Origin of the sequence: Rhizobium sp. YTUHZ044 (assembly GCF_051123975.1) — a bacterium.
In the GTDB taxonomy this organism is placed as follows: domain Bacteria; phylum Pseudomonadota; class Alphaproteobacteria; order Rhizobiales; family Rhizobiaceae; genus Rhizobium.
The window spans coordinates 4,307,357-4,325,057 of sequence record NZ_CP101426.1 but is presented as its reverse complement, the minus strand read 5'-3'; the positions used below and the strand labels follow the sequence as shown (position 1 = coordinate 4,325,057).

At 60.1% G+C, this 17,701-nt stretch carries 20 protein-coding genes; 6 read left to right on the top strand and 14 right to left on the bottom strand.

Features of this window, described 5'->3' with window-relative positions:
- Positions 1-97: 97 nt before the first annotated feature.
- The 4 genes from NL154_RS21130 to NL154_RS21115 all read right to left on the bottom strand — a co-directional run bounded on the left by NL154_RS21130 (position 98) and on the right by NL154_RS21115 (position 4,049).
- Positions 98-532 (bottom strand): DUF2852 domain-containing protein, encoded by a 435-nt coding sequence (locus NL154_RS21130; RefSeq protein WP_064800136.1) that lies wholly within the window; start codon positions 530-532, stop codon positions 98-100.
- Positions 533-676: 144 nt separating this feature from the next.
- A complete protein-coding gene (locus NL154_RS21125) occupies positions 677-1,954 on the bottom strand; it encodes a polyhydroxyalkanoate depolymerase (RefSeq protein ID WP_210632808.1) in 1,278 nt (425 codons plus the stop codon).
- A gap of 203 nt (positions 1,955-2,157) precedes the next feature.
- Positions 2,158-3,000, bottom strand: a complete 843-nt coding sequence (locus tag NL154_RS21120; RefSeq protein WP_210632807.1) for a fumarylacetoacetate hydrolase family protein — start codon at positions 2,998-3,000, stop codon at positions 2,158-2,160.
- A 95-nt stretch (positions 3,001-3,095) separates the two neighbouring features.
- Complete coding sequence (locus tag NL154_RS21115; protein ID WP_434733302.1) at positions 3,096-4,049, bottom strand: glutathione S-transferase family protein; 954 nt, start codon at positions 4,047-4,049, stop codon at positions 3,096-3,098.
- Between the two features lie 277 nt (positions 4,050-4,326).
- Here NL154_RS21115 and NL154_RS21110 point away from each other — a divergent pair, with 277 nt between their 5' ends.
- Entirely contained in the window at positions 4,327-4,611 is a 285-nt protein-coding gene (locus tag NL154_RS21110) for a DUF2218 domain-containing protein (protein WP_210632805.1), read from the top strand.
- Between the two features lie 36 nt (positions 4,612-4,647).
- Positions 4,648-5,247, top strand: coding sequence for a nitroreductase family protein (locus NL154_RS21105; protein ID WP_434733301.1), 600 nt, complete (start codon positions 4,648-4,650; stop codon positions 5,245-5,247).
- A gap of 68 nt (positions 5,248-5,315) precedes the next feature.
- Here the strand turns inward: NL154_RS21105 and gyrB are convergent, their stop codons facing one another.
- The 5 genes from gyrB to NL154_RS21080 all read right to left on the bottom strand — a co-directional run bounded on the left by gyrB (position 5,316) and on the right by NL154_RS21080 (position 10,669).
- A complete protein-coding gene (gene gyrB, locus NL154_RS21100; RefSeq protein ID WP_210632803.1) occupies positions 5,316-7,751 on the bottom strand; it encodes a DNA topoisomerase (ATP-hydrolyzing) subunit B in 2,436 nt (811 codons plus the stop codon).
- A gap of 135 nt (positions 7,752-7,886) precedes the next feature.
- Positions 7,887-8,264: a helix-turn-helix domain-containing protein gene (locus NL154_RS21095; RefSeq protein WP_210632802.1), complete on the bottom strand. Its 378-nt coding sequence runs from the start codon at positions 8,262-8,264 to the stop codon at positions 7,887-7,889.
- Entirely contained in the window at positions 8,261-8,830 is a 570-nt protein-coding gene (locus tag NL154_RS21090; protein ID WP_434733300.1) for a Smr/MutS family protein, read from the bottom strand. The genes NL154_RS21095 and NL154_RS21090 overlap by 4 nt, the downstream gene beginning before the upstream one ends.
- The gene (mltA, locus tag NL154_RS21085) at positions 8,830-9,972 is read right to left on the bottom strand and encodes a murein transglycosylase A (RefSeq protein ID WP_434733299.1); all 1,143 of its coding nucleotides are present in this window, start codon (positions 9,970-9,972) and stop codon (positions 8,830-8,832) included. The genes NL154_RS21090 and mltA overlap by 1 nt, the downstream gene beginning before the upstream one ends.
- Entirely contained in the window at positions 9,965-10,669 is a 705-nt protein-coding gene (locus NL154_RS21080; RefSeq protein ID WP_210632799.1) for a Tim44/TimA family putative adaptor protein, read from the bottom strand. Before NL154_RS21080 ends, mltA begins: the two co-directional genes overlap by 8 nt.
- 131 nt (positions 10,670-10,800) lie before the next feature.
- On the opposite strand from NL154_RS21080, the gene NL154_RS21075 reads away from it, so the two are divergent.
- The gene (locus NL154_RS21075; RefSeq protein ID WP_282615116.1) at positions 10,801-11,307 is read left to right on the top strand and encodes an FxsA family protein; all 507 of its coding nucleotides are present in this window, start codon (positions 10,801-10,803) and stop codon (positions 11,305-11,307) included.
- Between the two features lie 101 nt (positions 11,308-11,408).
- Positions 11,409-11,891 (top strand): protein-export chaperone SecB, encoded by a 483-nt coding sequence (gene secB, locus NL154_RS21070; protein WP_011423412.1) that lies wholly within the window; start codon positions 11,409-11,411, stop codon positions 11,889-11,891.
- A gap of 52 nt (positions 11,892-11,943) precedes the next feature.
- On the opposite strand, the gene dnaQ is transcribed toward secB, so the two are convergent.
- The 5 genes from dnaQ to NL154_RS21045 are packed head-to-tail and all read right to left on the bottom strand — an operon-like array spanning position 11,944 to position 15,573.
- Positions 11,944-12,666 carry a DNA polymerase III subunit epsilon gene (gene dnaQ / locus NL154_RS21065; RefSeq protein WP_210632797.1) on the bottom strand — a complete coding sequence of 241 codons (723 nt, stop codon included), beginning with the start codon at positions 12,664-12,666 and terminating at the stop codon, positions 11,944-11,946.
- Positions 12,659-13,270, bottom strand: coding sequence for a dephospho-CoA kinase (coaE, locus tag NL154_RS21060; protein WP_210632796.1), 612 nt, complete (start codon positions 13,268-13,270; stop codon positions 12,659-12,661). The genes dnaQ and coaE overlap by 8 nt, the downstream gene beginning before the upstream one ends.
- Positions 13,270-14,127 (bottom strand): shikimate dehydrogenase, encoded by an 858-nt coding sequence (locus NL154_RS21055; RefSeq protein ID WP_210632795.1) that lies wholly within the window; start codon positions 14,125-14,127, stop codon positions 13,270-13,272. The genes coaE and NL154_RS21055 overlap by 1 nt, the downstream gene beginning before the upstream one ends.
- The gene (locus NL154_RS21050) at positions 14,120-14,719 is read right to left on the bottom strand and encodes a Maf-like protein (RefSeq protein WP_210632794.1); all 600 of its coding nucleotides are present in this window, start codon (positions 14,717-14,719) and stop codon (positions 14,120-14,122) included. The genes NL154_RS21055 and NL154_RS21050 overlap by 8 nt, the downstream gene beginning before the upstream one ends.
- Positions 14,720-14,751: 32 nt before the next feature.
- Positions 14,752-15,573 (bottom strand): pyruvate, water dikinase regulatory protein, encoded by an 822-nt coding sequence (locus NL154_RS21045; protein WP_210632793.1) that lies wholly within the window; start codon positions 15,571-15,573, stop codon positions 14,752-14,754.
- A 400-nt stretch (positions 15,574-15,973) separates the two neighbouring features.
- Between NL154_RS21045 and hemE the strand changes: the two genes are divergently transcribed.
- Positions 15,974-17,017: a uroporphyrinogen decarboxylase gene (gene hemE / locus NL154_RS21040; protein ID WP_210632792.1), complete on the top strand. Its 1,044-nt coding sequence runs from the start codon at positions 15,974-15,976 to the stop codon at positions 17,015-17,017.
- Between the two features lie 2 nt (positions 17,018-17,019).
- Entirely contained in the window at positions 17,020-17,556 is a 537-nt protein-coding gene (hemJ, locus tag NL154_RS21035; RefSeq protein ID WP_210633054.1) for a protoporphyrinogen oxidase HemJ, read from the top strand.
- Positions 17,557-17,701: the final 145 nt, after the last annotated feature.

The following is a 17,701-nucleotide window of genomic DNA, read 5'->3' as shown; positions in this document are numbered from 1 at the left end:
CGATCCTCCAGCTTCGCTCCTTGCGCTTTAGGTCTTCGTTTACGCATGTCGTTGCCGCAAAACCGCTTCACACTTTTGCGCGACATGCTTTAGGCCTTCACGGCGTCTGGAACTCCGCGACCGGGCCGTTGTCGTCGCGCTTGGCGTTCTTGCGGTCACGCATGAAGCGGTCGAACTCTTCCTGGTCCTTGGCGCGGCGGAGTTCACGCAGATATTCGTCGAATTCCTCGCGCATTTCGTCGAGCTTGCGGCGCTCTTCCTCGATCCGGTCGAGCTCGGCCTTACGCCAGTCGTCGAAGGCGACATTGCCGGTCGAGAAATGCGGGCGGTGGCGGCCATGCGAACGGCGGCAGGAGGCAAAGAAACCATCGGTCGCCTGATTGACGTCGCGCTTGAAGCCGCGCAGACGATCGCCGAAGATGATATAGGCAAGCATGGCCAGACCCAGAGGCCAGAAAACCATGAAGCCGAGAATCATCAGGGCAATGGTAGCCGGAGTCCAATCCGGTCGAAGCAATGCTGACTGGTTCATCGTGCGGTATCCTCGCTTTCGGCGCCCGGCAAGATGCCGAACGCTGGAAATCGATGTGGTAACCGCAAGAACCGCCTTCAAGACGATTGCCGGCGAAATCGGACAAAGCCTTGAATCGGCGTTGCTAATTCAGACGTCGCTGAATCACGCTGTCCGTCCGCCCTTGATCACACGCGGCACCCGCGGCTTGACGGCGGCGCGGGAATGCTGGCGGACGAAATCGACGATGCGCGGCGCGATCTCGCGACGGAAGCGCGAGCCGTTGAAAACGCCGTAATGGCCGACATCCGGCTGAAGATAGTGCATGCGCATGTCTTCAGGAATGTTGACACAGATGGTCTGGGCCGCCCTGGTCTGGCCGACGCCTGAAATGTCGTCATTCTCGCCCTCGACGGTCAGCAGCGCGACGTTGCGGATCGCGGCCGGGTCGACGCGCTTGCCGCGATGCATCAACTCGCCCTTCGGCAGCGAATGCTTCATAAAGACCTGCTCGACCGTCTGCAGATAGAATTCGGCGGTCAGATCCATGACGGCAAGATATTCGTCGTAGAAATCGCGATGTTTTTCCGGCTCGCCGTCGTTCTTCACGAGATGCATGAAGAATTCCTTGTGGGCGACGAGGTGGCGATCGAGGTTCATCGACATGAAGCCCGACAGCTGCAGGAAGCCCGGATAGACAGGGCGCATGAAGCCCGGCTGCGGCCAAGGAACGTCCATGATGACATTGTCGGAAAACCACTGCAGCGACCGCTCCTGGGCGAGCTTGTTGACCGCCGTCGGGTTGATGCGCGTGTCGATCGGGCCGCCCATCAGCGTCATCGAGGACGGCGAGAGCGGATCGTTGGCTTCCTCCATTACCGCGGCTGCAGCGAGCACCGGAACGGAGGGCTGACAGACGGCGATGACATGGGTGTCGTGACCGAGGAAATGCAGCATCTCGATGACGTAATCGACATAATCGTCGAAATCGAACCTGCCTTCCGTCATCGGCACCATGCGGGCGTCGATCCAATCGGTGATGTAGACATCGGCGCTCGGCAGCAGCGCCTCGACCGTACCGCGCAAGAGCGTCGCATAGTGGCCGGACATCGGCGCGACGATCAGGATACGGGGATCGCTGGCCCGGCCGGGCGGAACGTTCCGTGCGAAATGCAGGAGATTGCAGAAGGATCTCGACCAGACGACCTCCTCGCGGACGGAAACCGTCTGCGCGCCGATCGTCGTCTGCTTCAACCCGAATTCCGGCTTTCCGTAGCGACGCGTCGTGCGCTCGAACATTTCGAGGCTTGCCGCCATCGCCCGGCCGAAGGGTGTGTGAGAGAACGGGTTCAGCGGATTGGCATAGGCAAATCGCATGATGTCCGCTGCGGCGCGAAACGGCGCCATAGCGGCATGATTCAATTCATAAAGCTGATAGAACATAGAAGGCGCTGCCTTTCATCTATCGAAAAGATGACGCCGGTTGATAGACATCGAGCTCTTTCCGCACGCTGGCACGTAACGCAGACTAACAGGTTTCTGTTGCACAGCAACATGGGCGTCCCGAAGCTGCACAGGAAATGCCGGAGAGTTGATCTCCGGCATCACGTAGACGGAAAACTTAAGGTTCCGCTGAAGTAGCGTCGTTAACGATCCGCAACGAAGCTCTGCTTCTGACTGCCGAGCCCTTCGATGCCAAGCTCGACGACATCGCCGTCCCTGAGGAAGCGCGGCGGCTTCATGCCCATGCCGACGCCGGGCGGTGTCCCCGTCGAGATGACATCGCCCGGATGCAGCGACATGAACTGGCTGAGATAGGAAACGACGTGGGCGACGCCATAAACCATGGTCTTGGACGAACCGTTCTGCATCGTCTGGCCGTTAACCTTCAACCACATGCCGAGGTTCTGGGGATCGGCGATCTCATCCTTGGTGACCAGCCAGGGGCCGATCGGGCCGAAAGTGTCGCAGGACTTGCCCTTGGTCCACTGGCCGGCGCGCTCGGTCTGGAAGGCGCGTTCGGACACGTCGTGGGACACACAGTAGCCGGCGACGTAGTCGAGCGCCTCGGCTTCACTGACATATTTCGCCGTTTTGCCGATGACGACGCCGAGCTCGACTTCCCAATCGGTCTTTTCGGAACCGCGCGGGATCAGCACGGTGTCGTTCGGGCCAACGATCGCCGAGGTCGCCTTCATGAAGATGACCGGCTCGGGCGGCACGGTGGCGCCGGTTTCGGCGGCATGGTCGGAGAAATTGAGGCCAATGCAGATGAATTTGCCCGTGCCGGCTACGCAGGCTCCGATCCGGCCGGAGGCAAGTTCCGGCAGGCTCTTCGGATCGAGCGCGGCGATCCTTGCAAGGCCGGCCGGCGAGATTGCCTCGCCGCCGATGTCGGCGACATGCGCCGAGAGATCGCGGATCTTGCCATCGGCATCGAGAAGCGCCGGTTTTTCCCGACCTGCTTCGCCAACACGCATCAGCTTCATGGAATGCCTCCTCATCGAAAACGAATTTGCAGCCACCTATGAACGAATTATTCATCGGTGTCATTACGGCTTTGCCCGGAAGCGGTACGGCGTTACTAGAAAATTTCGGAGAGATCCGGACCGGCAGGAACGATTTTCGCCGGGTTCAGGCTTTCGACCGAGTAGTAGCCGCGCTTGATGTGGTCGAGATTCACCGTGTCGGCAATGCCCGGCCAATCCAGCATGCGCGGGCAGAAGGTGCGCAGATTGGCATAGTCCGAAAGCCGGCGCAGATTGCATTTGAAGATGCCGTGATAGGCGACGTCGAAGCGCACCAGCGTCACGAAAAGGCGGATATCGCTTTCCGTGGGGTGATCCGCGAAGAGGAAAGACCTGCCTTCGAATTTCGGCTCGATCCAATCGAGGCAGGAGAAGACATCGGCGAAGGCTTCCTCATAGGCGATCTGGGTCGTGGCAAAACCGGCGCGATAGACCCCGTTGTTGAGGGCGGGATAAATACGTTCGTTGAAAGCGTCGATCTCGGCGCGCCTTTCGATGGGATAAAGATCGATCGGATTTTTCGCCAGTTCACCGAAGCCGCTGTTCAGCATGCGCAGGATATCGGCAGATTCATTGTTGACGATGGTCTGCCTCTGCTTGTCCCAGAGAACCGGGACGGTGGCGCGCCCGGTGAAGCCGGGCGCTGCCCTCGTGTAAATTTCATGCATGTAGCTCATGCCATTGACATGATCCGGCGTTGCACCTGGATAGTCGCCGAAGCGCCAGCCCTGCTTCGTCAGCACCGGTTCGACGACGGAGACGGAAATGACCTCTTCCAGGCCCTTGAGCTTACGGCCGACCAGGGTGCGAGAGGCCCAGGGGCAGATATAGGCGACGTAGAGATGGTAGCGGCCGAGGCTGGCTTCAAAACCGCCCTCGCCTGTCGGCCCGGCGCTGCCATCCGGCGTCACCCAATTGCGGAAACTCGAAACCTGCCTGACGAAGCCGCCTTTTTCATCCTTCGCCTGAACGGGCTGCCAGTCTTCCGTCCATTTTCCGTTCACCAGCATGCGCACTTCTCCAACCGATCGATTGAAGCAGTCCATTACCCTGCTTCGGCGCACGCGTAAGGCCGCTTTTATGGAGACAGTCCGTCCACGCAACTGCGACGATGCTGCGCTTGCCAAGCCGGCGAAGCAGGAAATATGACTTGGCTCTAAGCGCGTCACGATCTTTCAGATTCGCTTGGCCCGCGCTTTAGGTCCTTGTTTTACGCATGTCGTTATCGCAAAACCGCTGCACATTTTGGTGCGACATGCTGTCGTCCAACACGAGATGGAGTTCGACATGCACCTCTCCAAGGCCGTCGTACGCACCGAACATGCGAGCCGGTACCTGCAGCAGCTCTGCAAACACTGGAGCCACAAGTTCAGCGTCGATTTCGATCCTCATAAGGGCCGGGTGCCGTTCAGCGATAGCGCCGAGGTGATATTCGCCGCCGACGATGCGGCGCTCACCATGACGCTTTCCGTTGCCGATCCCGACCAGCAGGCAGGGATGCAAAGCGTGATCGACGCTCATCTGAAGCGTTTCGCCTTCCGCGAGGAACTCGACATCGTCTGGACCGATTGACCTCAACGATTTTTATGTCCCAACCCTGGAACAAGCATGACGCAGAGCAATAACCGCGAATCCCAATATCCGATCGATCCGATGTTTCTCGACCGTTGGTCGCCGCGCGCCCTTACCGGCGAAATCATCGAGGAGGCACAGCTGCTCAGCCTGCTCGAAGCCGCCCATTGGGCGCCGTCCTCTTCCAACCAGCAGCCCTGGCGCTTCATCTATGCCCTCAAGGGCTCGGAGCATTGGGAGAAATTCGTCGCACTGCTTGTCGATGCCAATCAGGAATGGGCGAAGAACGCATCGGCGCTGATCTTCGTCGTCTCACGCAGCTTCACCGGCGTTGCCGGATCCGGCGAGGAAAAGCCGAGCTACACCCATTCCTTCGACGCCGGTGCAGCCTGGGGATATCTGGCGCTGCAGGCGCGCCTTTCCGGCTTCTATGCCCATGGCATGGGCGGCATCAAACATGAGGACATCAAAAAAACGTTCGATATCCCCGAGGGCTACCGGGTCGAAGCAGGCGTTGCCGTCGGCCGTCTGGCCGACAAGCGCGTCCTTTCAGAACGCAATCAGGCGCGCGAAATCCCGAGCCAGCGCAAGCCGCTCTCCGATCTCGCCTTTAACGGCCATTTCCTAGCCAACTGAGCGACATCAGAATAAGCGAAAGCCCCGCCGTCCTGCGACGGCGGGGCTTTTTGTTGAAGGCATATCGATCAGATATCGAGGTTTGCGACGCTTAGCGCATTGTCCTGGATGAATTCGCGCCGTGGCTCGACTTCGTCCCCCATCAGGCGGGCAAAGAGCCCATCGGCATCGGTGGCGTCGGCAACCTTGACCTGCAGCAGCGAACGGACATTCGGATCGAGCGTCGTTTCCCAGAGTTGCTCGGCATTCATCTCACCGAGACCCTTGTAGCGCTGCATGCTGAGACCCTTGCGGCCGCTGGCGAAGATCGCGTCGAGCAGGGCGCGCGGCCCTGAAATCTCGATGTCGCCTTCGCGCCGGTGCAGCGACGGCGGTGTCTGGTAGATTTCCTTGAGGCGCGCGGTCAGCTGGTCGATGTGACGGGCATCGGAGGAGCCGATCAACGCCATGTCGAGCACGACCACTTCCTTGACGCCGCGGACCATGCGCTCGAGGCGCAGGCCGCCATCGCTCGCCAGGTCGCCCTGCCAGCCGCGCTCAGTCTCTTCGGCGATGATGTCGAGGCGGCTTGCGACCTCGCTCGCCAATGCCTGCGCTCTTGCCTGATCGCTGACGAGCTCGGCATTGAGCGCGCCGGCGATCGCCGCCTGTTCGACGACGGCGCGATTGTAGCGCGAATGGAGATTGTCGAGCAAAGCGCGCATGCGCAGCGCATCGAGGATAACTTCGCGCAGGTCCTGGCCGGTGCGGACCTCGCCGCTGCCGAGCCTCAACGCTGCATCTTCGAGACCCTGGGCGATGAGATATTCCTCGAGCGCCTTCTCATCCTTCAGATACTGCACCGATTTGCCGCGTGCGACCTTATAGAGCGGTGGCTGGGCGATGTAGAGATGGCCGCGCTCGATCAGTTCCGGCATCTGGCGGAAGAAGAAGGTGAGCAGCAGGGTACGGATGTGGGCGCCGTCGACATCGGCGTCCGTCATGATGATGATCTTGTGATAACGCAGCTTTTCGGCGTTGAACTCGTCCTTGCCGATACCGGTGCCGAGCGCGGTAATCAGCGTGCCGATTTCCTGGCTGGAGAGCATCTTGTCGAAACGGGCCCGTTCCACATTCAGGATCTTGCCGCGCAGCGGCAGGATCGCCTGGTTTTCGCGCGACCGGCCCTGCTTGGCCGAGCCGCCGGCGGAATCGCCCTCGACCAGGAAGACTTCGGATTTGGCCGGGTCGCGTTCGGAGCAGTCGGCGAGCTTGCCCGGTAGCGAGGCGATATCGAGCGCACCCTTGCGGCGGGTCAATTCACGGGCCTTGCGGGCCGCTTCGCGCGCGGCTGCCGCCTCGACGACCTTGCCGACGAGGATCTTGGCTTCGCTCGGATGTTCTTCGAACCAGGTGTTCAGCGCCTCGTTGACGAGGCTTTCGACGACAGGGCGGACTTCCGAGGAAACAAGCTTGTCCTTCGTCTGCGACGAGAATTTCGGATCGGGCACCTTGACCGACAGAACTGCCGTCAGACCCTCGCGGCAGTCTTCCCCCTGCAGCGTCACCTTTTCCTTTTTGGTGATGCCGGAATTGTCGGCATAGGAAACCACCTGACGGGTCAAGGCCGCGCGGAAACCGGCCATATGGGTGCCGCCGTCGCGCTGGGGAATGTTGTTGGTGAAGCAGAGCACGTTCTCGTGATAGCTGTCGTTCCACCACATCGCCACTTCGACGGTGATGCCGTCCTTTTCGCCGCGGATGGCGACCGGCTTGTCGACGAGCGGCTTCTTGGCGCGGTCGAGATAAGAGACGAAGGCCTCGAGGCCGCCGTCATAGCGCATTTCCTCCTGCTTGATATCGGAATGACGCTTGTCGGCCAGGAGAATACGGACGCCGGAATTCAGAAATGCGAGTTCACGCAGGCGGTGCTCCAGCGTCCCGTAATCGAATTCGGTCATGGTGAAGGTTTCGCTGCTCGGCATGAAGCTGACTTCCGTACCGGTCGAATCGGGGGCATCGCCCGTGACCTTCAGCGGAGCATCGGCGACGCCATGAGTGAAGCTCATTTCATGGATCTTGCCATGGCGGCGGATCTTCAGCTTCAGCCAGACCGAGAGCGCGTTGACGACGGAAACACCGACGCCGTGCAGACCGCCGGAGACCTTGTAGGAATTCTGGTCGAATTTGCCGCCGGCATGCAGCTGCGTCATGATGACTTCCGCTGCCGACACGCCTTCGCCGCTATGGATGTCGGTCGGGATGCCGCGGCCGTTGTCGGTGACCGTTACCGAACCATCCGGATTGAGAGTGACGGTGACGATGTCGGCATGACCGGCAAGCGCTTCGTCGATCGCGTTGTCGACAACTTCATAGACCATGTGGTGGAGGCCGGAGCCATCGTCAGTGTCGCCGATATACATGCCGGGGCGCTTGCGCACGGCGTCGAGGCCCTTCAGGACCTTGATGGAATCTGCGCCATATTCGCTGCTTACGCCGTTTTCCGTCGCGGATGTATCGCTCATTCTGTCGAGATTTTCCCTGTTGTCGTAAAGCGGCGGCGCGCCCTGCGAATCACCGGCTTTCTTCACTCTCGTATATAGGTTTTTTGAGCCCGGTTCCCAATGGCAAGTCCCCTGAACAAGCCATAAAACAGGGGATTATGACGCTTTTCCGTCGCCTTTGCCGTCATTTTCGAGAACAGCCGATAGCCGGCCTATCTCTGCACTGTCAAGGCTGCGGATCCGCCGGGCCAGCCGGTTGGCGAATTCGGTATATTCCGGCGGCAGGCCCGACGTGTCGATGACGACGCGGGGGTTGGAGGAACGGGCAAGCAGGAACAGTTCCTCGGCCTCGTCCCAGATGATGTTGAAATAGCCGGCGATGCGCTGCAGCAGGTCGAATGTCGGCAGGCCGCGCTTGCCATGTTCGAGCGCCGAGAGATAGGCGGGGGAGACGTTCAGCGCTTCGGCCATCTCCTTCTGCGAGACGCCCTTGCGGGCTCTCAGCCTGCGAACCGCCTCTCCGAAGGGAGTCATGGCTTTTGCCCATGCCGCCGCGACAGGCGAATATAGAGCGCGCCGTCGCCGCCATGATGCTGCGCGGCGGACTCGTAGGAGGAGATCAGGTAGCGGAATTCGGGCTTCGAGAACCACAGGGGGACGGCCCGCTTCAATGCACCTTCGCTGCCCAGGGAGCTGCCCTTGCCGGTGATGACAAGCACATGGCGCATGCCGCGCTCATGGGCGCGGATCAAAAAATCGAGGAGGATGACATGGGCCTCGCTCTGCACCAGGCCATGCAGATCGATGCGCGCCTCGAGCGCCAGACGGCCCTTGGCGATCTTGCGCTTGACCGGCCTTTCCAGCGGATGGTGCACCTTAGCCGGCTGTCTCGGCGTCGACGGTGGGGCCGGCTGTGCCGCCGTCGGCGAAACGGAGGTCTGCTTTTCGGCTGTCTGCCGTTCGGCTGCCGCTTCGGTTTCGGCAAGAAAAGCGTCAAGCTCGGTCAACTCGTTCGCCTTGCCGGGCATCGGCCGCGTGCTGCGGGCAACCTTGCCCCACAGAATCCTCTCATCGGCGCTGAGCTTGCGATCCCTGGCCATCAGTTGAAACGTCCGGCGGCGGCGTTGGGGATGAGGATGACGAAATCGGCATCGTTTCGGACGGTGCCGGCGCGTTCTCCGGCCAAGTCCCCCGAACCGGTAAAGATATCGCCGCGCGCAGGCCCGACGATCGCCGAGCCTGTATCGAGCGCCAGCATCAGCCGGCGGAAGGGGCGGCCATGATCAAGATGAGTGAGGCTGTCGGCGCGGATGAAAAAGGGGAAACCGAAGGTATGGATCAGCCGGTCGACCGCAAGCGAGCGCCCGGCGAGAAGCGGCACCTTGGCGGCGGCGATCGGACCGGCCTCAGTATCAGCGGTTCGCAGGCTGATAGCCCGCGAGGGCGTTTCGCGGAAGAAAATATAAGAGCGGTTATGCCATAGAACCTCATCCACCCGCTCGGAATTGCGGGCTAGCCAGGCGCGGATCGACTGCATGGAAATCTCGCCACGGTCGATTTCACCGCGGTCGATCAAGAGCTTGCCGATTGCCGAGAAGGGATGCCCTGCTTTTGCCGCGTAAGTGATACGGCCGATACGCCCGTCTCGATAACGCAGGCGCGCGGCGCCCTGCACGTGGACGAAGAAAACATCGACCTTCGATTTCGCCCAGGCGATTTCGAGGCCGCGGCCGTCGAGAAAGCCCTGATCGATCTCGCGGCGATCCGGATAAGCGCCAATGCGGCCGTCGTCATGCAGTCGGCCGAAAGCATAGGATCCATCCAATTCGGCCGGACGATTGCCGTCATCGAGATCGATCAGATCGTTCGGACGGCTGTGGAAGGGAAAACGGAAAACCTCGTTTGGCCGATCCGATACCTCGATCTCCGGCTCGTAAAAGGCGGTGACGAAACCGGACTTGCCGTCCTTGCGGCGGATCAGAAAGGGCAGGCAACGCGTTTCGAAAAAAGTGCGCGCCGCTGCCGGCGACGACGGCGTAAAATTTTCAGCGTCCATCAGAAGCGGAAGCAAGTCCTCCGCGCTCAGGCCGAGCGACCCGGTGCGGTAGGGTTTGACGTCGGTGATCTGCCGCCGGCAGTGTCGCATCACTTCAAAAAGGCCGGAGGGATCATCATCCTTCCAGCCTTCCAAACGATCGAAGCTGATGGCTTGCAGGACGAAGTCCGATGCCTGATCACTCATGTTCCGATTCGGTCGCCACAAGTTTCCAGTTCGGATCGCGCGAGCGGGTGTCGCGGGCGAAGGTCCAGAGGTCGTTGACCTCGGCGACGTTTTCGGCGTCGCCCTCGATCAGGACATCCGCCTTGTCGTAAGTCGCCGATATCAGCTGGCTGACGATGCGCACGGTGATCTGTGCTTCGCTGCCCTTCGTCTCGGCATGGGTGATTTCGGCCTTGTCGATACCGACGAAGGTGGACTTGACCTTCTCGCCCCGGGTTTCACGCTCGGCGATGGCCGCCTCGAACCCGTCATAGACCTCGCGGGACAAAAGGCTCTTCAGCGTTTTGCGGTCACCATCGGCATAGGCCATGACGACCATTTCGTAGGCCATGCGGGCGCCGTTCAGAAACTCCTTCGGGCTGAAGGAAGGATCGGCCTTGTTCAGGGCGCGCAGCGATTCGTTGAGCGGTGTCCCCGGTGCGGCAAAGGCGTCGATGGCGGAGAAGCGATCCTCATCGTCGGCTGTCGCATCACGGCGCGGGAGGGTCACGACCTTACCGGCATCAGCGGCCTCGGGCGGAGCCGCATCGCGCGGGCTATAGAGATCGCGCGGCGGCTTCTCATTGCCAGTGCGGCGCCCGAGCACGGAACGGAGCTGAAAGAAAATCAGCACCGCCGCCACCAGGAAGAATAATGTGATGAAGTCGTTCGAACTCATATCCTGTCGCAACCGCCGTTAACATCTCTGATTTGTACTCCCATATAGTCCGCCTATACAGATGATTCAAATCATGGCTGGCATCTTCGCCGGCGCCACGAGGAGACCGGTAAGCCCGGGACATGACGACCATGCGTTTTTCAATTCTGCCGGCTTTCATTCTGTTGCTACCGCTTGGCGAAATTGCCGGCTTCGTCGTCGTCGGTCGGGCGATCGGCCTGGCGCTGACGCTTGCGCTCGTCATGGCGAGCTTCCTCCTCGGCGTGGTCTTGCTGCGCCGGCAGGGGATCGGTATCCTGCGGCGCATGTCGAGCGAAGGACGGAACGGCGTCATGCCCGGACGCGATCTGCTGAAGCCGGCGATGACGGTCATTGCCGCGCTGCTCCTGATCATTCCCGGCTTCCTCACGGATATCATCGCCATCCTCATTCTCATTCCGCCGCTGCGGGATTTCGTCTGGCGATCGATCGCCAAACGCTTCGTCGTCGTCAACGCCAAGGGCGGCTTTGGCGCTGGCCCGAAACCTGGTTTCCGCGATCGCAACCCGAATTCAAAGGTGGTCGATCTCGACGAGGAGGACTATCATAGAGAGCCGAACCGGAACTCGCCATGGTCCGGCAAACATCTCGGTGACTGAGGCTTTGCCGGCGATAGGGTGCGGCTTGCGCCCAGGGTTGTAAGCCCCTCCCCGAAATGTTAGATGGCGGCACCATTCCCATGCCCTTCGAGGAAAAGCCAATGGCAGACGATAACAACAGCAACGGTGCGACGAACCCCACTCTTTCGATCCTTGCGCAATATACCAAGGACCTCTCCTTCGAAAATCCGGGTGCGCCGCGTTCTCTGCAGGCCCGCGACAAGGCGCCGACGATCAACATCAATGTGAACGTCAACGCCAACCCGCTTTCCGACACGGATTTCGATGTCGTGCTGTCGCTGAATGCCGAAGCCAAGGACGGCGACAAGACGGTGTTCCACACCGAACTCGTCTATGGCGGCGTCTTCCGCGTTGCCGGCTTCCCGCAGGAGCACATGCTGCCGGTACTCTTCATCGAGTGCCCGCGCATGCTCTTCCCCTTCGCCCGTCAGATCATCGCCGACGTGACCCGCAATGGCGGCTTCCCGCCGTTGATGATCGACCCAATCGACTTCACGCAGATGTTCGCTCAGCGCGTTGCCGAAGAACAGGCCCGCGCCAAGGTTCAGGCCGTTCCGAACTGATCGAATTCTTATGATTCTGACATGCGGATGCCCGGGCCGGTCCCGGGCATTTTCAATTCGAGCTGGCGTATTTCGCCCAGATGCCCTTTTCGCCGAGCTTGGCGACCAGCGCCTCATGCGCCTGTGCTTCGGACTGACTGAGGCGGGAGCCAAGCGGACGAGGGCGTTCGAGCGCCGCAGCAAACGCCATATCGTCTTCCATCGCCATTTCACCGCGGGCCGCCTGGCCGGGTTGACCCGATATGCTCAGGCCGAACGCTGCCTGTCTGCCGCCGATCATCTCGATATAGACTTCGGCCAATAGTTCGGAGTCGAGCAGCGCGCCGTGTTTGGTACGGTGCGAGTTGTCGATGCCGTAACGCCGGCAAAGGGCGTCGAGCGAGTTCGGTCCCATCGGGTGCTTGCGCCGCGCCATCGACAGCGTATCGACCACCTTGTCCGGCAGGATTGGCGGCAAACCAATGCGCGCGAATTCGGCGTTGATGAAGCCCATATCGAAGGTCGCGTTATGAGCAATCCACTTGCCGTCGCCGAAGAAGGCGAGGATTTCGTCGGCCACCGCGGCGAAAGGCTTCTTGTCCTTCAGGAATTCATCGGTGATGCCGTGTACCGCAAGTGCATCCGGATGGACCTTCTGGTCTCCCGGATTGATGTAGATATGCAGCGTGTTGCCGGTCGGAAAATGGTTGAAGAGCTCGATGCCGCCGATTTCGATGATACGGTCGGCGCGGTTATCGAGGCCGGTGGTTTCCGTATCGAAGATGATCTCACGCATTCCGGAAATCTCCCTTGGCAATCCGCATTTTCAGTTCGGCGATGATCTCAAGCACCTGCGCCCGCGTCTCGGCAATGCTGTGGCTGGTGTCGACCAGATAATCGGCGCGGCGTCGTTTTTCCGCATCCGGGGTCTGGCGAGCGAGAATCATATCGAATTTTTCTTCGGTCATGTCGTCGCGTGCAAGCACCCGCTGACGCTGAATCTGTGGATCGGTGCTGACGACGACGATGACATCCACTCTTTCCCAGGCGCCGGTTTCGAAGAGCAGCGGAATATCGAGCAGCACCATTTCAGCGCCGGCGGCCTGCTGTCGCGCCAGAAATTCCGTTTCCCGTTTGCGAACCAGCGGATGAACGATCGCTTCGAGACGTTTAAAGCCTTCGGGATCAAGCGCGAGCTGGCGGCCTAGCTCATGCCGGTCGACTGCTCCATCCGTCATCGTGCCGGGAAAAGCGGCGTTCACCAACGGCGCTGCCTCCCCGGAGTAGAGATCGTGGACCACAGCGTCGGAATCGTTCAAGGGGATTCCCGCTTCGGCAAAGAGTTTGCCGACCGTCGACTTGCCCATTCCGATTGAGCCCGTGAGTCCGATCTTCAGCATCAGTGCGCTTCCATGTCAGCAATGATCAGAGCTCGCAGTGCCGCATCAACCACAGGGCGCTCGCCGAACCATTTTTCGAAACCGGGAACAGCCTGGTGCAGCAGCATGCCGAGACCATCGACGACCGACAGTCCCTGCTCTTCCGCCTGTCTCAGGATCGGTGTCTTCAAGGGGACGTAGACGATATCGGTGACGACGGCATCTGCTGCAAGCGGCGCAAAATCGATCAACGGCGCCGCTTCGCCATCCATGCCGAGCGAGGTCGTGTTGATGAAGAGGCCAGCGCCATGCATGACGTCGGCAAGCGCGCCCACCGGATGGGCTCGAATTCTCGGGCCGAAGCGATCGGCCAGTTCGCGCGCGCGTTCGACGGTGCGGTTGACGACATGGATTTCCCTGAAGCCACGATCGCGGACCGCCTGAATGATCGCCCGGCTTGCGCCGCCGGCGCCGAAGACCACGGCCGTATCATGACGGTCCCAGCCGGGATGGCGCTCGTCGAGATTGGCGGTGAAGCCGCGACCGTCGGTATTGGTGGCGTGCAGGAGGCCATTCTCCAACCAGAGCGTATTCGAGGCACCGAGCTCATGCGCCAGATCGTCCGGCTTGTCGGCGAGCCGGAAGGCAAGTTCCTTGTGGGGGATGGTGACATTGCCTCCGATAAAACCGGAACTGCCGTCCTTCAGCGAGGCAATGAAATACGGAAAGGCATCCGGCGCCACCTCGTGGGCGCAGTAGCTGCCCGGCAGGCCAAGTCTCTTCAGCCAGTATCCATGGATCAGCGGCGAGCGTGAATGCTTGACGGGAAAGCCCGTGACAAACGCGTTCGGCCCCAGTGTTTCACGTGAATCATCCATCGATCGTTCCGAATTCTCGCAATTTTCTCAGGAGCGGAAGCATCGGCAACCCCAGTATGGTGAAATAGTCGCCCTCGATCTTCTCGAAGAGTTGAATGCCCTCGCCTTCCAGCTGGTAGGCGCCGACGCTGGAGAGCGCACGTTCGCCGACCCGCGCCAAGTGCCTGGCGATGAAATCTTCCGTCAAGGGTCGCATCGTCAGTTCCGCATGGCCGACATACTCCCACAAAACGGCGCCGCCGCGGACGATAGCGATGGCGCTGTTCAGCCGATGGGTCGTGCCCGACAGGGCGCGAAGATGGTTCGCTGCGTCGGCCATGTCCTTCGGTTTGTGGAAAACGCGGTCGCCGAGCGACATCGTCTGATCCGAACCGATGACGAGGCTCTCGGGAAAACGGGTGCTGACGTCTTCGGCTTTAGCCTTGGCCAGGATGCAGGCGACGGTATCCGGCTTCGCAGCGGCTTTTTCCAGCGGCGCCTCAACCGCCCTTTCGTCGATCTCAGCGGGATGTGCCTCAAAGGAGAGACCGGCATTTTCCATCAGCATTCGCCGAAAAGGGCTTGACGATGCAAGGATGAGTTTCGGTGTCATGGATTCTCCCACTCCCGGCTTTTCGTCTGCGCTTAGCGCAGCTTCGGGCGGAGGGCAACAATGGCGGCCGCCGTTTCCTCGATTGAGCGGCGAGTAACGTCGATCAGCGGCCATCCGTGGCGGGCGCAGAGGGAGCGGGCATATTTCAGCTCCTCCGAGATCGTGGCTCGATCGGTATAGTGCTCCCGGTCGAAACCTTGCGTCGTCCCGAGCACGCGATTTTCCCGGACCTGGGAAATGCGGTCGGTGGTGGCGATCAGGCAGACGATCAGCGGTTTTGTTGCTGCGAGCAGGCTCTCCGGCAAGGGTACGCCGTAGACGATCGGAATATTCGCGGTCTTGATACCGCGATTGGCGAGATAGATGCTGGTCGGCGTCTTCGATGTCCGGCTGATCCCGATGATGACGACATCGGCATCATTGTAGTCATCCGGCATCTGGCCGTCGTCATGATCCATGGTGAAGTTCAACGCCTCGATGCGTGCGAAGTAACCGGCATTCATCACATGCTGGGCGCCGACCCGGCGGCGGGACGGGGCGCCGAGATAGATCTGGAACGCGTTCATGACCGGCTCCAAGACATTGACGGAAGCGACCCCCATCTCGACGCAGCGTTCGTCGATCAGGCTCGCCAGATCGCGGTCGACAATCGTGTAGAGCACGATCCCGGGCGCATCATCGATCGCCTGAAGAACCGGCAGCAGTTGTTTGCGATTGCGGATCAGCGGATAGACATGCTCGATCGGCTGAGCGGATCTGAACTGCGCCGAAGCGGCGCGGCCGGCGGAGATGAGAGTCTCTCCGGTCGAGTCAGAAATCAGGTGCAGATGAAAGAAGTTCGTTCTGTTCTCCACGTTATTTTCCGCTGCCTGTTGAAAAGACTGGATGATGGAGAGCTAAGGCGGCTAGGCTGCCTCGAGCAAGGGAAAACATGCCTGCTTATCCACATTTCGAATTTTGCTAACCGGTTTCGATCGCTCCTGTGGAGGCTGGGGATGAAATCAACTTGTCGTCCAGCCACCCACAGCCTATCCACAGGCGCGAAAAAACACGTCTCCCGGCAAGGATCTGGAATCGCTTTCGGATTCAGATTTTCCCCGGAAATTGACGGGAATGGAGAAATTCTTTCGAGTTTCTCTTCGAACACGCGACAAATGGCATCGGCAGTGGATGGATTTTAATCCTTGATAGACACCGACTCTAAGAAATAGAAACCTTTTAAAATATCTTTGATTTTTTATAGGGAAGACGCGCTTGAGCGATACGCGGCGAAAGATCATGAGGGTTCTCGACGGCGAATGCGTTTTCCCTCCTCCTCTCTGGCTGATGAGACAGGCTGGACGCTATCTGCCGGAATACAGGGAGACTCGGGCAAAGGCCGGCAGTTTCCTCGATCTCTGCTACACGCCCGATTACGCCGTCGAAGTGACCTTGCAGCCAATCCGCCGCTATGGCTTCGATGCAGCGATCCTATTTTCCGACATCCTCGTCATTCCCGACGCGATGAAGCGGAATGTTCGTTTCACTGAAGGTCACGGACCGGAGATGGATCCAATCGATGAAGCGGGCATCGGCAGATTGAGTGGCGACGACGTTGTCGATTATCTCAGACCGGTTCTGGAAACGGTGCGGCGGTTGCGGCACGAATTGCCTGAAGAAACGGCTCTGCTTGGTTTCTGCGGCGCGCCTTGGACGGTTGCGACGTACATGATCGCCGGCCATGGCACCGCGGATCAGGCCCCTGCCCGTCTCTTCGCCTACAAACATCCCCGCGCCTTCGAGCATCTGCTGATGCTGCTTGCCGACGTTTCGGCCGATTATCTGGTGGCGCAGATCGATGCCGGCGCCGATGCCGTGCAGATTTTCGATTCCTGGGCGGGTGTTCTCGGTGAGAAAGAGTTCGACGCCTTCGCTGTCAAGCCGGTTGCACGGATGATCGCCTCGATCAAGGCGCGACGGCCGCAGGCGCGCATTATCGCCTTCGCCAAGGGTGCGGGATACCAGCTGAAGACCTATCGCCAGAAGACTGGAACGGATGCGATCGGTCTAGACTGGTCCGTTCCGTTGGCCTTTGCCGCCGATCTTCAGAAGGATGGTCCGGTTCAGGGCAATCTCGATCCGATGCGCGTCGTTGCCGGCGGCCTGGCGCTGGAAGAGGGTATCGACGATATTCTTCATCATCTCGGCAATGGACCGCTGATCTTCAATCTCGGCCACGGCATCACGCCGCAAGCCGACCCCGAACAGGTGCGTTTGCTGGTCGAGCGCGTGCGGGGTTTACGGATGCCCCGGGCGTGACGATGGAAAAAGAGACGGACCGCAGAGCTGGCGCTTACGCCCGGCGCCGCGCGCATTTTGCCCTGTCCTTCTTCGCGCTGATGGCGGTCGGGCTTTTCGCCTGGAATCCCGACAACCTCTATCTCTGGATCAAGGCGCTTCATATCATCGCCGTCATCTCCTGGATGGCAGGGCTGTTCTATATGCCGCGGTTGTTCATCTATCATACGGAGGCCGAACCAGGCTCGGTGCAGTCGGAAACCTTCAAGGTGATGGAGCGCCGGCTGCTTCGCATCATCATGACGCCGGCGATGATGCTGACCTGGATCTTCGGTCTCTATCTCGCCTGGTCGGTCTACGGGTTCCAGGGCGGCTGGCTGCATGCGAAGATCGGTCTGGTGGTGCTGCTGACCGCGATCCATATGTTCTTCAGCAGCGCCGTGCGGGCGTTCGAGCGGGATGAAAATCGCCGTTCTGCGCGCTACTGGCGGTTCATGAACGAGGCGCCGACATTGCTGATGATCGCGATCGTGATCCTCGTCGTGGTGAAGCCGTTCTGACGAGAAATCCTCTCTCAGGTTAAATTTGCTTCATTTTAAGCAGCCCCCTTGCGGCGGCGATAACGAGTCGCTATTTTCCGCGCATCTCATCTACGTGGCATGTGTGTAGATTTCAGTCGTCTGCGAGCCCCTTTCGCAGTACCGA